15 protein-coding genes and 1 pseudogene are annotated in these 16,576 nt (G+C 44.9%); 9 read left to right on the top strand and 7 right to left on the bottom strand.

The features are described from left to right. Positions 1–218: 218 nt before the first annotated feature. The 3 genes and pseudogenes from MASE_RS19950 to tal all read right to left on the bottom strand — a co-directional run bounded on the left by MASE_RS19950 (position 219) and on the right by tal (position 3,380). On the bottom strand, positions 219–395 hold the full coding sequence (locus MASE_RS19950; protein WP_012519516.1) for a DUF3545 family protein: 177 nt from the start codon (positions 393–395) through the stop codon (positions 219–221). Between the two features lie 362 nt (positions 396–757). Continuing rightward, positions 758–2,406, bottom strand: a pseudogene (pgi, locus tag MASE_RS14470) (glucose-6-phosphate isomerase). Positions 2,407–2,420: 14 nt separating this feature from the next. Next, a complete protein-coding gene (gene tal, locus MASE_RS14465) occupies positions 2,421–3,380 on the bottom strand; it encodes a transaldolase (protein ID WP_014950483.1) in 960 nt (319 codons plus the stop codon). 376 nt (positions 3,381–3,756) lie between these two features. Here tal and yaaA point away from each other — a divergent pair, with 376 nt between their 5' ends. Both yaaA and MASE_RS14450 read left to right on the top strand, forming a co-directional pair. Continuing rightward, a complete protein-coding gene (gene yaaA / locus MASE_RS14455) occupies positions 3,757–4,533 on the top strand; it encodes a peroxide stress protein YaaA (RefSeq protein ID WP_014950481.1) in 777 nt (258 codons plus the stop codon). 44 nt (positions 4,534–4,577) lie between these two features. Then, positions 4,578–4,931, top strand: a complete 354-nt coding sequence (locus MASE_RS14450) for an RNA recognition motif domain-containing protein (protein ID WP_014950480.1) — start codon at positions 4,578–4,580, stop codon at positions 4,929–4,931. A gap of 60 nt (positions 4,932–4,991) precedes the next feature. Here MASE_RS14450 and MASE_RS14445 read toward each other — a convergent pair whose 3' ends face one another. After that, a complete protein-coding gene (locus MASE_RS14445; RefSeq protein WP_014950479.1) occupies positions 4,992–6,251 on the bottom strand; it encodes an MFS transporter in 1,260 nt (419 codons plus the stop codon). A 643-nt stretch (positions 6,252–6,894) separates the two neighbouring features. On the opposite strand from MASE_RS14445, the gene MASE_RS14440 reads away from it, so the two are divergent. From MASE_RS14440 to MASE_RS14430, 3 genes are read left to right on the top strand one after another with little or no spacing between them, the layout of a single operon-like run. Then, positions 6,895–7,386: a helix-turn-helix domain-containing protein gene (locus MASE_RS14440; RefSeq protein ID WP_080589203.1), complete on the top strand. Its 492-nt coding sequence runs from the start codon at positions 6,895–6,897 to the stop codon at positions 7,384–7,386. Further along, the gene (locus tag MASE_RS14435; RefSeq protein ID WP_014950477.1) at positions 7,383–8,105 is read left to right on the top strand and encodes an AzlC family ABC transporter permease; all 723 of its coding nucleotides are present in this window, start codon (positions 7,383–7,385) and stop codon (positions 8,103–8,105) included. The genes MASE_RS14440 and MASE_RS14435 overlap by 4 nt, the downstream gene beginning before the upstream one ends. Beyond that, on the top strand, positions 8,095–8,436 hold the full coding sequence (locus MASE_RS14430; RefSeq protein WP_014950476.1) for an AzlD domain-containing protein: 342 nt from the start codon (positions 8,095–8,097) through the stop codon (positions 8,434–8,436). The genes MASE_RS14435 and MASE_RS14430 overlap by 11 nt, the downstream gene beginning before the upstream one ends. A 28-nt stretch (positions 8,437–8,464) precedes the next feature. On the opposite strand, the gene msrA is transcribed toward MASE_RS14430, so the two are convergent. Then, positions 8,465–9,076: a peptide-methionine (S)-S-oxide reductase MsrA gene (msrA, locus tag MASE_RS14425; RefSeq protein ID WP_014950475.1), complete on the bottom strand. Its 612-nt coding sequence runs from the start codon at positions 9,074–9,076 to the stop codon at positions 8,465–8,467. Between the two features lie 430 nt (positions 9,077–9,506). On the opposite strand from msrA, the gene MASE_RS14420 reads away from it, so the two are divergent. Next, positions 9,507–9,941 carry an OsmC family protein gene (locus tag MASE_RS14420; protein WP_014950474.1) on the top strand — a complete coding sequence of 145 codons (435 nt, stop codon included), beginning with the start codon at positions 9,507–9,509 and terminating at the stop codon, positions 9,939–9,941. 154 nt (positions 9,942–10,095) lie between these two features. On the opposite strand, the gene sodC is transcribed toward MASE_RS14420, so the two are convergent. After that, positions 10,096–10,641, bottom strand: a complete 546-nt coding sequence (gene sodC / locus MASE_RS14415) for a superoxide dismutase family protein (protein WP_014950473.1) — start codon at positions 10,639–10,641, stop codon at positions 10,096–10,098. 419 nt (positions 10,642–11,060) lie between these two features. Between sodC and MASE_RS14410 the strand changes: the two genes are divergently transcribed. The 3 genes from MASE_RS14410 to MASE_RS14400 all read left to right on the top strand — a co-directional run bounded on the left by MASE_RS14410 (position 11,061) and on the right by MASE_RS14400 (position 14,326). Beyond that, positions 11,061–11,702, top strand: a complete 642-nt coding sequence (locus MASE_RS14410) for a glutathione S-transferase family protein (RefSeq protein WP_014950472.1) — start codon at positions 11,061–11,063, stop codon at positions 11,700–11,702. A gap of 235 nt (positions 11,703–11,937) precedes the next feature. Then, positions 11,938–13,782 (top strand): DUF885 domain-containing protein, encoded by a 1,845-nt coding sequence (locus tag MASE_RS14405; protein ID WP_014950471.1) that lies wholly within the window; start codon positions 11,938–11,940, stop codon positions 13,780–13,782. 208 nt (positions 13,783–13,990) lie between these two features. Continuing rightward, on the top strand, positions 13,991–14,326 hold the full coding sequence (locus MASE_RS14400) for a VOC family protein (RefSeq protein WP_014950470.1): 336 nt from the start codon (positions 13,991–13,993) through the stop codon (positions 14,324–14,326). On the opposite strand, the gene MASE_RS14395 is transcribed toward MASE_RS14400, so the two are convergent. Further along, a complete protein-coding gene (locus MASE_RS14395; RefSeq protein WP_014950469.1) occupies positions 14,323–16,401 on the bottom strand; it encodes an NADPH-dependent 2,4-dienoyl-CoA reductase in 2,079 nt (692 codons plus the stop codon). The two genes, MASE_RS14400 and MASE_RS14395, sit on opposite strands and share 4 nt — an antisense overlap. Positions 16,402–16,576: the final 175 nt, after the last annotated feature.

The raw sequence follows: 16,576 nt of genomic DNA, 5'->3' as shown, positions 1-16,576 counted from the left end.
GCCCCATTCAGCGCCCTATCAATAGCTAGCTCACTAGATAAATGCCTAAATAGCTATGAGACCATGTTATGCGGTCTGGCCGCAATTAGGCACAGAGCATATTCCTTAGCTATTACGCTATTACATAGAGCCAGCGAAGAGACACCATGCTTGCAAGTGAAGCATTTACAGCACGCTAGAAAGTAAAAAGGCCGCCTGTTTAACAGGCGGCCTTCGTTTTATCTTTCCAGTGTCTCTAGCTCGTACTCGAAACCACAGTCGAGTTCGGCCAGTTCTTTTTCTAATTTGTAGCGATCTTGTAGCGCTTCGATTTCTCTCCACTTACGTTTTTTGCTTTTGGTTTTTGCTGGGCTTGCTTCGATGTCTAACATGGCAAATAGATCTGATTTATCCACTGGGATCTCCTTTTTATACCACTACAACTAATACAGAGTTTTTGTTTTTAATTCCCTCTGTACAATTTTGTATCACAGCCGCCACTAAAATAAAATAGTTTAATTTACCTTTTATTAACAAATTGTGACGATATGATGACAACGGTAAGGAAATGTCCAGTGTGTTTAAAGCGTGAACAATAACTGTATGTAATTGATCCTATTTGTTTTGTTAGTAATCAATTGTACAGTGTTACGGATATCAAAAATGTCTGTCGTATAGTCGATGAAAACCGCAACAAAAAACGGCTAGCTTCCGAAAAAGCTAGCCGTTCAGTTTGTTATTTGCACCAATTGGGTGATTTTAAATCACCTCGCATTCCTTATTTTGGTGCATTCGCTGCTCTGAATTTGGCAATCAATTGTTGTGTTGAAGCGTCGAAATTATCTTTGTCTGCCTCGCCTTGAATGCCTGCAAGCACTTGGTTTCCTAGTACTTTACCTAACTCTACGCCCCATTGGTCGAATGAGTTAAGGTTCCAGATAACACCCTGAACGAATACCTTATGTTCATACATAGCAACCAGCGCGCCAAGTGTTTTAGGCGTAAGGCTATCAAACAAGAAAGTATTGCTAGGCTTGTTGCCAGGCATGGTTTTATGAGCGGCCAAGCGTTTGCGTTCAGTGTCGTCTAGGCCTTTACCGTCAAGGTCTGCATAACACTCTTCAAAGGTTTTACCCTGCATTAGCGCCTGGGTTTGACCAAAACAGTTAGAAGCAAGCATGGCATGATGCGTGTCGTCTTGATTAGGGACGTTAAGCGGCAACATGAAGTCTGCCGGGATAACGCCAGAACCTTGGTGAATAAGCTGGTGGAAGCTATGCTGGCCGTTTGTACCTTCACTGCCCCAAATAATTGGGCCAGTAGGGTAGTTTACGTTCTCACCTTCTTGCGTCACTTCTTTACCATTACTTTCCATATCTAACTGCTGTACGTAAGCTGGTAAGCCACGAAGATAGTGATAGTAAGGTAATAAAACGTGTGATTGTGCGTCGAAGAAGTTTCTATACCACACACCTAGCAGTGCAAGTAGAACCGGCATGTTTTCTTCTAGAGGTGCGGTTGTGAAATGGGTGTCCATGTCAAACGCACCTTCAAGTAAACCTTTGAAGTTTCAAACCCAAGGGCTAGCGAGATAGGCAGGCCAATGGCAGACCACAGTGAGTAACGACCGCCAACCCAATCCCACATAGGGAAAATATTGTCGGCGCTAATACCAAACTCGGTGGCTGCTTTAACGTTTGAAGACACGGCTACAAAGTGTTTAGCAATATCTTCTTGTGTACCGCCAGACTTTAAGAACCAGTCTTTAGCCGTAAGTGTATTTTGAAGCGTCTCTTGGGTAGAGAACGACTTTGATGACATGACCACCAAAGTTTCTTCAAAATCTACGCTAGATAGCACATCGTGAATGTGGCAACCATCAACGTTGGCAACAAAGTGAACTTTCACGGCATCAACGGTATGCGGCTTAAGTGCCTCGGTCATAATCTTAGGACCAAGGAACGAACCACCAATACCAATTGCCACAATGTGCTTGATAGGCTTGCCGGTATAACCTTTGTGTTCACCGCTGTGAACCGATGCGGTAAACGCTTCAATTTTTGCAAGCGTAGCATGCACTTCAGGCATTACGTCTTCGCCATCTACCAGTACTTTACGGTCTGAGAAATTACGAAGTGCGGTGTGAAGCACAGCGCGACCTTCTGTTGAGTTAATCTGCTCACCAGAAAACATCGCGTCGCGAAGGGTTTCTAGTTTGCACGCTCGGGCAAGGTCGAATAGTCCTTTAAGCGCTTCATCATTTACACGGTTTTTTGAGTAATCAAGAAAAATACCGCAGGCTTCAAGTTGCATCTTGTCCGCTCGATTTGCATCTTGTGCAAACCAGTTGCGCATGTGCGCATCTTTTACCGTTGCAGCATGTTCAGACAGCTTTTTCCATTCAGGAAGAGAAGTTAAAACACTCATTGTTTCAATAGCCCTTACGCGCTTAGTTTTTCGCGAAGCATGGTTTCAAGTTTTTCCTGATCTGCGGCGAAGTTGCGGATGCCTTCAGATAGCTTTTCGGTTGCCATTGCATCTTCGTTCATTGCCCAGCGGAATTCGCTTTCTGTTAAGCGGTCACCTGGTGTTTTTGTAGCGCCATTGTCTTTAAGTTTAACCTCTAGATCGCCAGGCTCGTTTGCCAGTTCTTCTAGCAGTGCTGGGCTAATGGTTAGACGATCACAACCTGCCAACGCTTGAATTTCACCAATGTTACGGAAGCTTGCACCCATTACTACGGTATTGTAGCCGTGCTCTTTGTAGTAGTTGTAAATTTTAGTTACAGATACTACGCCTGGATCTTCATCTGGTGCGTAAGACTCAGTTCCGGTCGCTTTTTTGTACCAGTCTAAAATGCGCCCTACAAATGGAGAGATAAGATAAACACCGGCCTCTGCACAAGCTTGTGCTTGGGCGAAGCTAAATAGAAGCGTTAAGTTACACTGAATGCCTTTCTTCTCTAGCTCTTCTGCTGCCTGAATACCTTCCCAAGTAGAGGCAATTTTAATAAGAATGCGTGACTTATCGATACCCGCGTCTTCATATAGCTGAACCAAACGTTCCGCTTTTTCGATAGTGGCGGCAGTGTCGAACGATAGGCGTGCGTCTACTTCAGTTGAGATTCGGCCTGGAATCGTTGCAGAGATTTCTTTACCAATGGCTACCGCTAGTTTGTCTGCTGCATCGGTAAGCTGCTGGTCAGCGTCGTTTGACTGAAGTTTTGCCCATGCTACAGCATCATCAATTAGGCTTGCATATTGAGGAAGACCAGCCGCTTTTAAAAGTAGCGACGGGTTAGTTGTGGCATCGACTGGTTGATACTTTTTAATGGCATCGATGTCGCCCGTGTCGGCAACAACGGTAGTGATATCACGTAATGAAGCTAACTGATTGCTCATAATTCTCTCTGTTCTTTATCAAAATAAATTTGGACAACTCGCTGGAAAAGCCAGTTGAATAAAACGGTTCGCTTGCGCGTGTGTAGGGCTTCGCGCTTGCGTTCTTTTTTACCAGTTCTTAGTTCTTTAATAAGTACTGGTACATGCAGCGCTTTGGCAATTGAGGTACGTTCACGGAGGGTGTATCTCAATTATTGTTTGAATAATTATTTGTAACGCTATTTATATCAAACCCGTGTGACAATTCATACATTGAATAGCGACAAAATGGCTAATCGGATTTCTCTGTTAAGCCAATTTACGTCTTTCTTATGCCATTTTGCTTTTTGGAGCGTATCAGGTGGTACAATACCAGCGTAAAAATTAAGGAGTCGAAATGTTAGTTGTAGTATCCCCAGCAAAAAATTTAGATTTTGAAAGCGAAATTCCTGTGAGCCAGTTCACTCAGCCTGCCATGCTTGAAGACACTGAACGTTTGATGGAAGTTTGCCGCACCTTATCGCCTGCTGACTTATCATCGCTGATGAAGATAAGCGACAAGTTAGCAACGTTGAACGCCAACCGTTTTGCTGAGTTTTCTACGCCGTTTTCGCCCGATAATGCACGCCAAGCAATGTATGCGTTTAATGGTGATGTGTACACTGGGTTAGATGCTTACTCGCTTGATAGCGAAACGGTCGAATATGCGCAAAAACATCTTCGAATTCTGTCTGGCCTATACGGATTGCTTCGTCCTCTAGACTTAATGCAGGCCTATCGTTTAGAAATGGGTACTAAATTAGCAAACCCTGAAGGTAAAGACCTGTATGCGTTTTGGGATGATCGCATTACTTATGTGCTAAATAAGGCATTAGAAGCACAGGGTGACAATGTGTTGATCAACCTTGCTTCAAATGAGTACTTTAAAGCAGTGAAGAAAAAGTCTTTAGATGGCATGATCATTACGCCAACGTTTAAAGACTGCAAGAATGGTCAGTATAAAATTATCAGTTTCTTTGCGAAGAAAGCCCGTGGTTTAATGGCGCGTTATATTCTTGAAAACCGTGTAGAAGACGTAGAAGGTCTGAAAAACTTCGACGTAGATGGCTATGTGTTTAGCGAAGAACAAAGTTCATCAACGGAACTTGTGTTTCTGCGTAACCAGGAAAGTTAATAACACCCGTTCATCCATAATCAACTTAAAAGTAGGACATAAATTTGAGCATATTAGTTCGCAATTTACCTAAAACATTTACTCAGGAGAATCTTGAAGACTTGTTTTTCGAGTTTGGCACCATAGCGTCGTGCGACTTGGTGATGGATGAGGCTACTGGCTTATCGAAAGGCTTTGGTTTCGTAGAAATGAGCACGCAAGAAGAAACCGATAAAGCCATTGAAAAACTTAACGCCAAAGTTATCGACGGTAAGAAAATTCGTGTTAAGTGGTCAAATCAAGAGAAGAAGCAGGCTGAAGCGATAGCTAGTGCGCCAGCGCCTAAAAGAGACATTCCCGAAGATGTATGGGGAAGTGCTTCTTGCAATAACTCTGATCGTGAAAACGACGCCGAGTAATACCGAGGGAATACAACTAACAAGCGCTGACAACAAAGGTTGTCAGCGCTAAACCTTCATTTAACCAGATACGGTTGCTGTTTGTACTTGAGTATTGCGAGCAGTCATAACAATGGCCAGCCACACCAGTACACCACCACCGGCAAGCGCTAGGCCTACCCAACCCGTTGATGTATAGCCATAACCTGCTGACAGTGTCATTCCTGCCAACCAAGGGCCAAGCGCATTAGCGGTATTAAAAGCCGCATGGTTCATGGCGCCGGCTAAAGTCTGAGCCTCGCCAGCGACGTCCATAAGCCTTGTTTGCAGCGGCACCACCATGCCACCACCGATACCAATGAAAAACAGTGATGCTGCCATTAAGTATGGATTCCCCATCGACGCAGCGTAAGCTGCAGCTGATAGGCCCAGTAAAACCTGAAACGTAATCGCTGAGGTCAGTAGCCTGCCTTCAGAATAGCGGCCTGCAATAATATTGCCCAAGGTTACGCCTATGCCATAGATAAGCAATGTGGCCGAGATTCCCCACTCAGGTGATGAGGTTGTATTGAGGTAAGAGGCGCTGAAATAAGAATAAACTGAGAACATACCACCAAAGCCAATAGCGCCCATAAGTAGTACCAGCAGCACGTCTTTGTTTTTCAGAGCTTTAAGCTCGGTTAGTGGTTTGGCATCTGGATTAGGGCCGCGGTAGGGTGCGGTTTTCCAAACCATTAATGCAGTAACTAGCGCAAAGGCTGAAATAATAAAGAAGCCAGTGCGCCATCCGAACATTTGCCCAATACCGCTAATTGACGGCACACCAATAATATTGGCAATAGCCAAGCCTAAAATGACGTTACTGACTGCTTGCGCCCGTTTATTCTTACCGGCAATGTCTGCAGCAAAGAGCATGGCAATGCCGAAGTAAGCGCCATGAGGTAGGCCAGCAATAAAGCGCGCTATGTTCATTGTCCATTCTGACCACGCTAGCGCTGTTAGTAAGTTTCCGCCAGCATAAAATACCATCAGGGAAATAAGCATGGTGCGTCTTGCAAGCCTGGAAAAAAAGATAGTGATAAGCGGCGCGCCCACTACAACACCAATGGCATAAGCACTAATTGCGTGACCGGCGACATTTTCAGTAATGCCAAAATCTTCTGCAAAGTAAGGTAATAAACCCATTGCCGCAAATTCACTGCAACCAATCACAAAGGTTCCGAAAGCCAGCCAAAAGGTTATAGTGGCCAGTGAGTATTCACCCAACGCTGAGGGCTGCTCTGAAGATGCCTGCTTTGAAGAGGCTTGGTCAGAAAGAATCTTGTCAGTTTGATTCGTCATAAACGTCCTTTTGTTCAATGAGTTCAATCACGTACTTAGTGGCTGTTTTAGCGAGGGGCTGTTGAGCTTTGCTGTGCATTCTTACAATGTCTGTGTGTCATCAAAGATAAAAGACACTCAGCAGACTAGCGCTTTGATGAAACGCAAAAACCGGCTCAACGGAGTGTTTGCCGGTTCTCTTCGAATAGTCGCCCTTATCATCGATAATATTTAGCAATGATCAACAGCCCACAGGTTCGTGCTTTTCGTATTCGTTTAATGCAAGAGATCGTAGCATCGCTCAGATAGCAAGTAACGGTAACTGATAAGGTTTCTTAATCAATTCAGCGATTTAAATGTAGTGCTTTTGTTAATAAATTACGTCGGACCTTTTGCGTTAGAAAGTCGAATGGGCGTTTAAGAAAATCGAAGGTTACTGTTTTCTGTGCACAAATATTGGTTACCTTTTAGTTCATCCCTTTGTCATCTTTTAACATTTGTCACGTATTCCAGTCGTGGCGTGAGCACAACGCCGTATCTATACCCCCATTTAAAACAAACTTCTTGACTTTGAGGTGTTCTATATATAGAACGCTCTTTAAATGGAACGACATTAAGTTGGTAAGGTGTGAATCAATCAACGCTCAACATCCTCGGAAGGCATTTGCAGAAACTCAGGCAAGACAAAGGTGTCTCGCTGTCGCAATTGGCAGCAGGGGCAGGTATCGCTAAATCTAACCTTTCAAGATTGGAGCAGGGCAACGGCAACCCGACGCTAGACACCATTTGGCGGTTAGCTAAACAACTAGACGTTCCGTTCGGTCAGCTAGTTCAGCCTCTTAGCGCAAGCGTTGGAGAAAAGGGCGTAGAAGTTCGTTTAATTGAGCAAGGACAAGGTATCCCGAACGTTGATGCTTATTGGATGTCGGTTGCACCCAATACTTTTCGAGAGGCAGAAGCTCACGCCACAGGAACAGAAGAAACGATTACCGTTGTTAGCGGCTCTCTGGAAGCTGGGAATAGTGGAAATACTCAATGGCTGCATCCGGGTCAAAGTTTAGCATTTAACGCTGATTTGCCCCACGTATACAAAACGGGAGACGAGTGGGCGACATGTCTTATCACAATCGTTTATCACAAAGAGGCAAAGGAATGAGCCAACTTTCATCAAAAAGTGGACTTAAGCAAGGGGTTATTGACGGGTTACCTTTGTTAGGTGGCTATATTCCGGTAGCCATTTCATTTGGCGTGATCGCAGTTCAAGCCGGTTTTTCTACGCTGGAAGCCACGCTAATTTCCATATTCATTTACGCAGGCGCGTCGCAGTTTCTTTTGGTAGCCATGGTGGCATCAGGTGCGCCACTTTGGCTAGCGGTTTGTATGACGTTATTAGTTAATGTACGTCATGTGGTTTATGCGCCCAACTTGGTGCCTTATTTACCGCAAAGTAAAGCTTGGCCCTATTTAATGCACGGCCTTACTGACCAGATTTTTGCGCTAGCCCATACTCGCTTGCCGCTAATGGACGATGCTAAAAAGGTAGATTGGTTTAAAGGTGTATCGATGGTGGCGTGGCTTAGTTGGATCGTAGGGACAGCGCTTGGCGGTATCGCAGGGGACTCCCTTACCCAACAATGGCCAATATTAGACAGCGTGATGCCCTTTGCCTTACCTGCACTTTTCCTTGTGCTACTCGCGCCTAAATTCTCAAGTAAACTGTGGAGCGCTACCTTGCTCGTTACAATGACGGCGGCTCTCTTTTTGGCTCTCAGCGCCTTTAAAAACGCTGCAATTCCACTGGCAGCACTATGCGGTGCGATAACCTTTTATCTTCTCACCTCGCACGTTGAAAGGAAGCAATCTCATGCACGTTGATATTTGGATAGCTATTGTTGTAGCGGCCATCGGAACATATGCATTGCGCGTAGTACCGTTGCTGTGGACTCAGCGTCACTTTAATAAACACAAGGCCAATAACACTGAGGCGCGTTTACCTACGTGGCTAAGCGTGTTAGGGCCGTTAATGATTGCCGCTATGCTAGGAGCGTCACTTATTCCAAAAGCACCGTCAGCGGCGAGTTGGATTGCAACCGCAATAGGCACTGTTGTCACTGTGCTTGTTTGGCGCAAATTCAAAAGCTTAGGGCTGCCAGTGTTTTGCGGCGTGCTTTCTTTTGGTGTGGCTTTTGGTATCGCTTTGGTTTAGCGTTGGGCGTAGATGTTAAGTTGCTGGGCTAAGACTTATTCTTACCCAAGGCTTTCTCGCCCCAAATTTCTTCCAAGCGCTGGTCACGTCCACAGTTCCATCGGTAGAACTTATAGCGAACGGGACTTTTTTTATAAAAATCTTGATGGCCAATTTCGTCGCCTTTTATCGGATAAAAGGTAGAAGCATCGAGTATGGGCGTTACCACCTTTTTATTGGGAAATTGGGCTACCACGTCAGCTTTTGTTTTTTCTGCTATAGCACGTTCTTTATCGTTTGCTACAAAGATGGCGCTTAAGTAACTGGGTCCCTTATCACAAAACTGACCTCGGTCATCGAAAGGGTCAATGTTCACCCAAAAATGATCGAGAATATCATTATAAGAAAGCATATCGCCGTCATAGGTGATCTTTACCGCCTCAAAGTGTCCCTTGTGATTGCCATTATAAGTCGGATTTGGCGCGCTTCCGCCAGTGAACCCCGACACCACATCAGTAACCCCGTCTAGCTTTTCAAAATCAGACTCCATGCACCAAAAGCAGCCCCCAGCTAGTATGGCCTCGTCGGCACTTGTTGATGGCGTAAAAACCGAAGCGCTTAACGCAGTGCTAATAAAAACTGCAGAAAGTGTTAATTTCATCATTCACCTTTTATGTGTTGGTTTAACGTTGTAGCGACCTTCGCGTTTAATTCGTCAGACCCCAGCTTGCGAAGATATACGGTTAACAAATAAAGAACGGTTTAAGCTGAAATTAATTTCATCGCGGTGCAGCGAGTTAATTCCATTTTTGTTTTACAAGCGTACATTTTTTCTAAGCGCACATTGCGAAGCTTGAGGCTTTGCGCGAAAGCATAGGTACTGAAAAAGACTAAAAGGATGTAAGTAAAATTTTCATCTCACTCTGTAGTCTTCTTTCAAAAAGGGAACTGTCTCTGATTCCACCATTTACAAGATGAGGCTGTAAAGCCGCTATGACAAGGGATAGAGCGATTTCTTATGATCGGCAGAGCACTTGCATCTTATCCAACTACATGAAAATCAGTTTAGTTAAAATGAAAGGAAAGATGATATGTCGATAGTCAAATCAGGTAGTGCAGTTTACAAACCGCTAGGTAAAAAGGGAAAGGGGAGCATTTCTACACAAACCGGTGCTTTATCGAACCAGCCTTATGGTTTTAACACGCGGTTTGAAGATGGAAAGGGAACCAACCCCGAGGAATTAATTGGTGCGGCGCATGCGAGTTGCTTCACCATGGCACTCTCTTTTGCGCTTTCAGACGCGGGATACGATGACGGCGAGTTAAATACCACTGCAAAAATCAGTTTAGAGAAAAACGATGACGGCTTTGAAATAACTCAATCGGCACTAAGCTTAGATGCTGAGGTTGAAGGGATTACCGAAGATGAGTTTGAGAAAATTGCACAGGAAGCAAAAGAAAATTGCCCAGTATCTCAACTTCTTAATGCCAACATCACATTGGAATACCGATTGAATATTGAATAAGGGATAAAGGCTATTACTATCCTTATCGAAGATAGGACTCGCTTTGTTAGACAAGACCAGGCAAGTTATTTTTATCAAGTGAAGTATAAAAAGCGGCTTTAGAAGCCGCTTTTTTGTATAAGATGTTGATTGCATAACATGAGGTGGTGTTAGTTTATTTCCCAATTACGCCACATGCTACGCGGTCACCACCGCCACCTAACTTTTTAGGTGAATCAGAGTAATTGTCGCCACCTGCGTGAATCATTAAGGCGCGGCCTTCAATATCATCTAACTCAAGCTCTGGTGCAAAGATAGGCTGGGTTGCGTTTCCATTTTCATCAACATAAAGCACGGGTAGATCACCCTCGTGACCCTTTTCAGACCAAGGAGCACGGTGTTTACCGGTATCTTCTGGATCGAAATGGCCGCCCGCTGCGCCGCCCAACACTTTTTTTCCATCTTTCATTGCTGGTGAACAATCACCATTTTGATGAACATGAAAACCATGAATGCCCGGGGTTAACCCTGACAGATTTGGCGTAAATACTACACCGTCATCATCATAACTGCTCACCACTACTGAGCCCATGCTCATCCCTGTTTCCAGGTTATTCATTATCACTTCTTTTCCATCACTATCATGATGACCTGCGAAACTGCTCGCACTTAACATTAATGTCAGTGAACCTGCTAAGGTAGATAGTAAACGTTTCTTCATCGTGTTCTCCTTCACTCAATTATTAACGAATTTGTTAAAAGCATTGAAGTGAGATGAGCATAAAGTGAACCATTGTGGCGCATAACTCAGGGATACTACGCAAGACTAGGAATACTAGGGCGTTGAAGCGACAACCGAGTTGTGTGTTAGCGCATAGCTACTGGCATTTACGGAAATCATTATATTGGTTACGTGAAAAAGTTACCGACCATTACCTTATCTTTTTGGCTTTTCCTTATTATTTTCACTCTTTTTGAAGGTAGCCTCTTTATATAGTCTTTGGATATGGAGCCTCTCCATAAGTAGGCGGTACTGTCATACAGAAGTTACAGTGTTAAAACTCAGTAACAATATGGCAGTAGCACTTTTTTCCTATTCGACTTACAGTTAGCTCACATTACATAAGCAAGGGCATAGGTATGTATACACTTTACGGATATCCGAAAACTCGCTCGGTTCGCGTGGCATGGGCACTGGAAGAGCTAGGTTTACCTTTTGAGTACAGCTTAGTTGACTTAAAACAAGGGCAACACCTGTCAGAAGAATATAAAGCCATCAGTCCTGCCTCTAAAATCCCAGCGCTTTCGACGCCAGAAGGTACCTTGACGGAATCGGCGGCTATCGTCACTTTTTTAGCTGAACGTCACGGCTTGCATGAATTCATTCCAGAGCCTGGTAGCTTCGAGCGAGCCAAATATGAAGAAATGATGCTGTTCCTTACCAATGAGTTAGAGCAACCGATTTGGAATTTAGCAAAGCACACCTTTGCGTTGCCTAGAGAGCAAAGACTTGAACAAATGCGTGATGTAGCGGTGTGGGAGTTCAAGCGCGTGTTGCCCGTATTTTCTTCTATGCTGGGCGATAAAGAATTTGTATGCGGCACCATGTTTACCATGGCCGACATAATAGCCGGTCATATTTTGGCGTGGGCAAAAGGCAGCAAGCTAGATATCACGCTAGACGGTAAAACAGACAATGTAGCCGCGTACGCACAACGTGTATTAGGCCGTGATGCGTATGAGAGGGCGTGGCGAAAAGAGATGGCTCATTTGCCTGAATAAATGGTGCAGCCCGAAAAACCTTACATGAATAGATACCGTGTGAACCTGTGACTTATTAAGTAAACGCTGAATTGTATTGTATCGGCGGTATGCCTGATATCGGCGTCAGGTACGCATTATTAGGGTTAAATGCGCTTATCACGCGGTATATAGAATCAAGAAAACACATAACGACAGCGCTTTTTTTTGCGAAATATACGCAAAAACAGAGAAGAAATAACAAGGGAACAAAAAAATGAAAGCATTCAAAACACTACTTGTAAGTAGTGCAGTAACCATGGCACTGGGCCTTAGCTCAGCAGTGTCACATGAACACGGCAACGCAAATGTGCAGAGTTCATCAAAAAGTACTTCAGTGTCAAAAGAAGCGTCTGAGCACGAGAAACTTTTTGCGTTATTTGCAGCCGCTGACCAGCGTGATATTGAGCTAAACCCAATCATGGCCATTTTTCGCGGCGACATGCGTTACGCGGACAGAATGGGCGACTTCTTAACAGACTCTCACGCTTTAGCGGGAAAAACAGCGACATTGCTAAACTTGTCAGAGCTTAAACAAATTGACCGCAGTAAGTTAAGCGACACCGATAAACTCGCCTACGACGTATTTAAATACAACGAAGAGCGCTCGCTAAAAATGTCTACCGACGAGATTGAAGCGCTAACGGAAGTGCGTCCTGTTAATCACTTCAGTGGGTTCCACACCTTCTACCCGACCTTCGCGAGCGGAAAGGGCGCAGCGCCATTTAAAACAGTAGAAGATTACGAAAATAACTTATCTCGCCATAAGGATTACATTGCTATTTCTGACCGCGCTATCGGAAAGTTCCGCGAGGGCATGGAAAGCGGTGTTCTTGAAACTAAGCTGACAATCGATCGCGTGATCAAGCAGTTCGATACTCAGCTGGCTATCCCAATTAAAGAGTCACAGTTTTGGGGGCCAATTACTATGTTCCCAGAAAGTTTCTCTGACGAAGAAAAAGCCCGTTTAACCGCTGACTACGAGAAAGCGACGCAAGAGATTTACGATGCAACCACGCGTATGCGCGACTTCCTTCGCGATGAGTATTTGCCTATTGCACGTGAAAGCATTGGCCTTAGCGATATGAAAGGTGGTGCAAAGCTTTATCAATTGATGGTGGAAGGTTCAACGACACTACCAATGACGCCTGATGAACTGCATAACCTTGGTTTAAAAGAAGTTAAGCGTATCAAAAATGACATGTTTGAAATTAAGGACGAAGTGAAGTTTGAAGGGACATTAAACGAATTCTTCGACTATGTACGTACCGATCCTAAGTTCAAGCCTGAAAGCCGTGAAGCGCTAACACAGAGCTATTACGATATTGGCCGTGAAGTTGATGAGAAAATTGATCAGTATTTTTCACTGTTGCCGAAGTCTGAGCTAGAAATCAAACCCTACGACCCTGCTATCGAGCAATTCAGTGCGGGTGGATCATATCAGCCGGGCACGCCAGACGGCTCTCGTCCAGGTACTTTCTACTTTAATGCCTACGATTTGCCTAGCCGCTTAACCACCGGCAACGTTACCTTGTATCTACACGAAGGCGCTCCAGGTCACCATTTCCAAGTGAGTCTAGCGCAAGAAAATGAAGCGCTACCTTCATTCATGCGCTTTAGCTTCCTACCAGCCTTCGGTGAAGGTTGGGCGCTGTATTCTGAAACGCTAGGGTATGAAATGGGGTTCTTTGACGATCCATGGAATCGTTATGGAACGCTTCAAGATGAGCAGTTGCGCGCCATGCGTTTGGTGGTAGACACAGGTATTCACGCGAAAGGTTGGACCCGCGAACAAGCCATCGACTTTATGCTTGATAACTCAGGCATGACCCGCACAGAAGTTATTGCCGAGGTAGAGCGCTATATTGCGATCCCGTCGCAAGCGCTATCTTACAAAGTGGGCGCCCTTAAAATTCAAGAATTGCGCGCGCGCGCAGAGAAGGCATTAGGTGATGATTTCGATATCCGTGAGTTCCACGCACAAGTGTTAAACACGGGAGGCATTCCACTTGCTATTCTTGAGCAGAAAATTGATCGCTGGATCGCTAGTCAAAAAAGTTAAGGAATAATATTTTCATTTAAACTTTTTACAGCGCAATCAGCGTTAGGTTAAGAGCAGTAAGACGCCGATATTTGACGTAAAGCCAGTAATATTCAGTATTACTGGCTTTTTTCTTTTGCGACTAATGGCAGTGATATTGTTCAAAAGCTTCACTAGAGTATTAATTGGTATAAGTGAACAATGGTTACGAAATTTAAGGGAGAATAAAGTGGAGTTAGGGCTATTTTCGTTAAGTTTAACGGTTAAAGACATCAGCAAGTCGAAGACGTTTTATGAGGCCTTGGGCTTTGAAGCCATGCCTTCATGCGGCTCGGTGGAAGATAAATGGTTAATGATGAAAAATGGCACCACCATGATTGGGTTATTCGAAGGGATGTTTGAAGATAACATTATGACCTTCAACCCAAGTGATGTTAGGGCACTTCAGGCAAATCTAGTTGAACAAGGCATCGCTTTAGACGTGCCTGTGAAAGGTGATAGCGGCCCCGGGCATCTAATTGTTAAAGACCCGGACGGCAACGCTATCATGTTCGATCAGTTTTAAATTCGCGCTGCCAGTTCAGCGCCCTGACGAATAGCGCGTTTAGCATCAAGTTCAGCCGCTACGTCAGCACCGCCGATAATGTGCACGGTAAATCCTGCCTCTTCTAGAGGTTGTTGCAGAGGCTTAAACGGCTCCTGACCAGCACATACAATGACGTTATCGACCGGCAATACTTTGGGCGTGTCGTTAATCAGCACGTGCAGGCCTTCATCATCTACTTTCTCGTAGCTCACACCATTTATCATTTGAACATTGTGGTGTTTCAATGATTGCCTGTGGATCCAGCCCGTAGTTTTGCCCAGCCCTTTGCCCACTTTAGACGTTTTACGTTGCAATAGATACACTTCGCGATCTGAAGGCTCTATGGCTTTTTCCTTTAGTGCACCCGGTGCCGCATAGTCTTTATCTATACCCCAATGCGCTAGCCATTTTTCTTTATCTTTGGCTAAATGTTCGTGTTCAACCAAGAACTCTGCTACATCAAAACCAATGCCGCCGGCGCCAACAATAGCCACTTTCTTGCCTACTGGCTTGTGGTCGCGCAATACGTCTAAATAACTCATCACTTTAGGGTGGTCGTGCCCTTCAATTTTAAGCGTACGAGGATTAATACCGGTGGCTAGCACCACTTCATCAAACTTCTCATCGGCAAGTCTTTCTGCGTTAATCTCGGTGTTAAGGTGAACCGTAACGCCCAGGCGAGCTAGCTGATTGTCAAAGTAGCGTAGGGTTTCGTAAAACTCTTCTTTACCCGGCACTTGCTTGGCGTAATTAAATTGACCGCCAATTTCACTGGCTTTATCAAATAGATGTACCTCGTGACCGCGCTCTGCGGCATACATGGAAAACGCCAAACCCGCAGGCCCTGCACCTACTACCGCTAGTCTTTTCTTATTGTGAGTAGGGGGAAAGGTAAGTTCGGTCTCGTAGCACGCTTGTGGGTTTACCAAGCAACTTGCACGCTTTTGTTCGAATGCATGGTCTAGGCAAGCCTGGTTACAGGCAATACACGTGTTGATTAGCTTAGACTCATTGCGCATAGCCTTCGCTACAAAGTGAGCGTCAGCCAAGAAAGGTCGCGCCATCGATACCATATCAGCATGGCCTTGTGCGAGTACCGATTCTGCAACTTCAGGCGTATTGATACGGTTAGTGGTAATAAGAGGGATAGACACCTCTTTTTTCATGCGTTCGGTTATCCAGGTAAACGCCGCGCGAGGCACCGATGTGGAAATAGTAGGTACCCGCGCTTCGTGCCATCCAATGCCGGTATTAATTAGCGTAGCGCCTGCTTTTTCGATTTCTTTGGCTAAATATACAACCTCGTCCCACTTAGCGCCGCCTTCGACTAAGTCCAGCATAGACAGGCGATAAATAATAATGAAGTTAGTGCCCACTTTCTCGCGTACACCTTTTACTATTTCTATTGCCAGACGAGCCCGATTTTCTAGGCTGCCACCCCATTCATCATTTCTATGATTGGTGCGCTCACAGAAAAACTGATTTATGAGGTAGCCTTCAGAACCCATAATTTCCACGCCGTCATAGCCTGCTTGCTGGGCAAGGGCTGCACATTTTACGTAGTCTTTTATTGTGCTTCTTACGCCACGTGAGGACAATTCGCGAGGCTTAAAAGGGGTAATAGGCGACTTCATAGGTGAAGCCGAAACAGCAAGTGGGTGATAACCGTAACGGCCTGAATGCAATATTTGCATGCAAATTTTGCCGTCTTCCTTATGCACAGCGTCGGTAATAACACGGTGCTTTTTCGCGTGGCGAGAGCGGGTCATTCTGCCAGCAAAGGGCGCTACCCAACCTGAAATATTAGGGCTAATACCACCTGTTACGATTAGCCCCGCACCACCTTTTGCTCGCTCAGCGTAAAACGCAGCAAGTTTGTCAAATCCGCCTTTCTCTTCTTCCAAACCTAAATGCATTGAACCCATTAGGGTACGGTTGCGAAGTTGAGTAAATCCCAAATCCAACGGAGATAATAAGTTAGGGAAGTAAGGTGAGAGTTGTTCTGAATTGTGGGCAGACTGTGGTGTAGCTGTCTGAGACGAGGGCGTATTCATAATTGTTCTCTTTTTATTTGCTATGAAGGCAGTTAGTGCATGTCGCTCTTTGCTGCGGCGCAGTGCTCATCTGTCTTTCATGACTTAAGTGCTAATGGTTACACATAATCCGACCACACTAACTTGCCCGACCAGTTGCTTTGATTATTTACCACCACATTCAATTGGTAAAGTG

Origin of the sequence: Alteromonas macleodii ATCC 27126 (assembly GCF_000172635.2) — a bacterium.
In the GTDB taxonomy this organism is placed as follows: domain Bacteria; phylum Pseudomonadota; class Gammaproteobacteria; order Enterobacterales; family Alteromonadaceae; genus Alteromonas; species Alteromonas macleodii.
Note: the sequence above shows the minus strand (reverse complement) of the source record. Positions and strands in the feature narration are given on the sequence as shown.

Bases quoted from the DNA above. Each gene is read 5' to 3' on its own strand.
- MASE_RS14430 (WP_014950476.1), top strand. From the start codon at position 8,095: ATGCACGTTGATATTTGGATAGCTATTGTTGTAGCGGCCATCGGAACA.
- MASE_RS14420 (WP_014950474.1), top strand. From the start codon at position 9,507: ATGTCGATAGTCAAATCAGGTAGTGCAGTTTACAAACCGCTAGGTAAA.
- MASE_RS14435 (WP_014950477.1), top strand. From the start codon at position 7,383: ATGAGCCAACTTTCATCAAAAAGTGGACTTAAGCAAGGGGTTATTGAC.
- MASE_RS14405 (WP_014950471.1), top strand. From the start codon at position 11,938: ATGAAAGCATTCAAAACACTACTTGTAAGTAGTGCAGTAACCATGGCA.
- msrA (WP_014950475.1), bottom strand. From the start codon at position 9,076: ATGAAATTAACACTTTCTGCAGTTTTTATTAGCACTGCGTTAAGCGCT.
- MASE_RS14395 (WP_014950469.1), bottom strand. From the start codon at position 16,401: ATGAATACGCCCTCGTCTCAGACAGCTACACCACAGTCTGCCCACAAT.
- yaaA (WP_014950481.1), top strand. From the start codon at position 3,757: ATGTTAGTTGTAGTATCCCCAGCAAAAAATTTAGATTTTGAAAGCGAA.
- MASE_RS14445 (WP_014950479.1), bottom strand. From the start codon at position 6,251: ATGACGAATCAAACTGACAAGATTCTTTCTGACCAAGCCTCTTCAAAG.
- MASE_RS14410 (WP_014950472.1), top strand. From the start codon at position 11,061: ATGTATACACTTTACGGATATCCGAAAACTCGCTCGGTTCGCGTGGCA.
- tal (WP_014950483.1), bottom strand. From the start codon at position 3,380: ATGAGCAATCAGTTAGCTTCATTACGTGATATCACTACCGTTGTTGCC.
- sodC (WP_014950473.1), bottom strand. From the start codon at position 10,641: ATGAAGAAACGTTTACTATCTACCTTAGCAGGTTCACTGACATTAATG.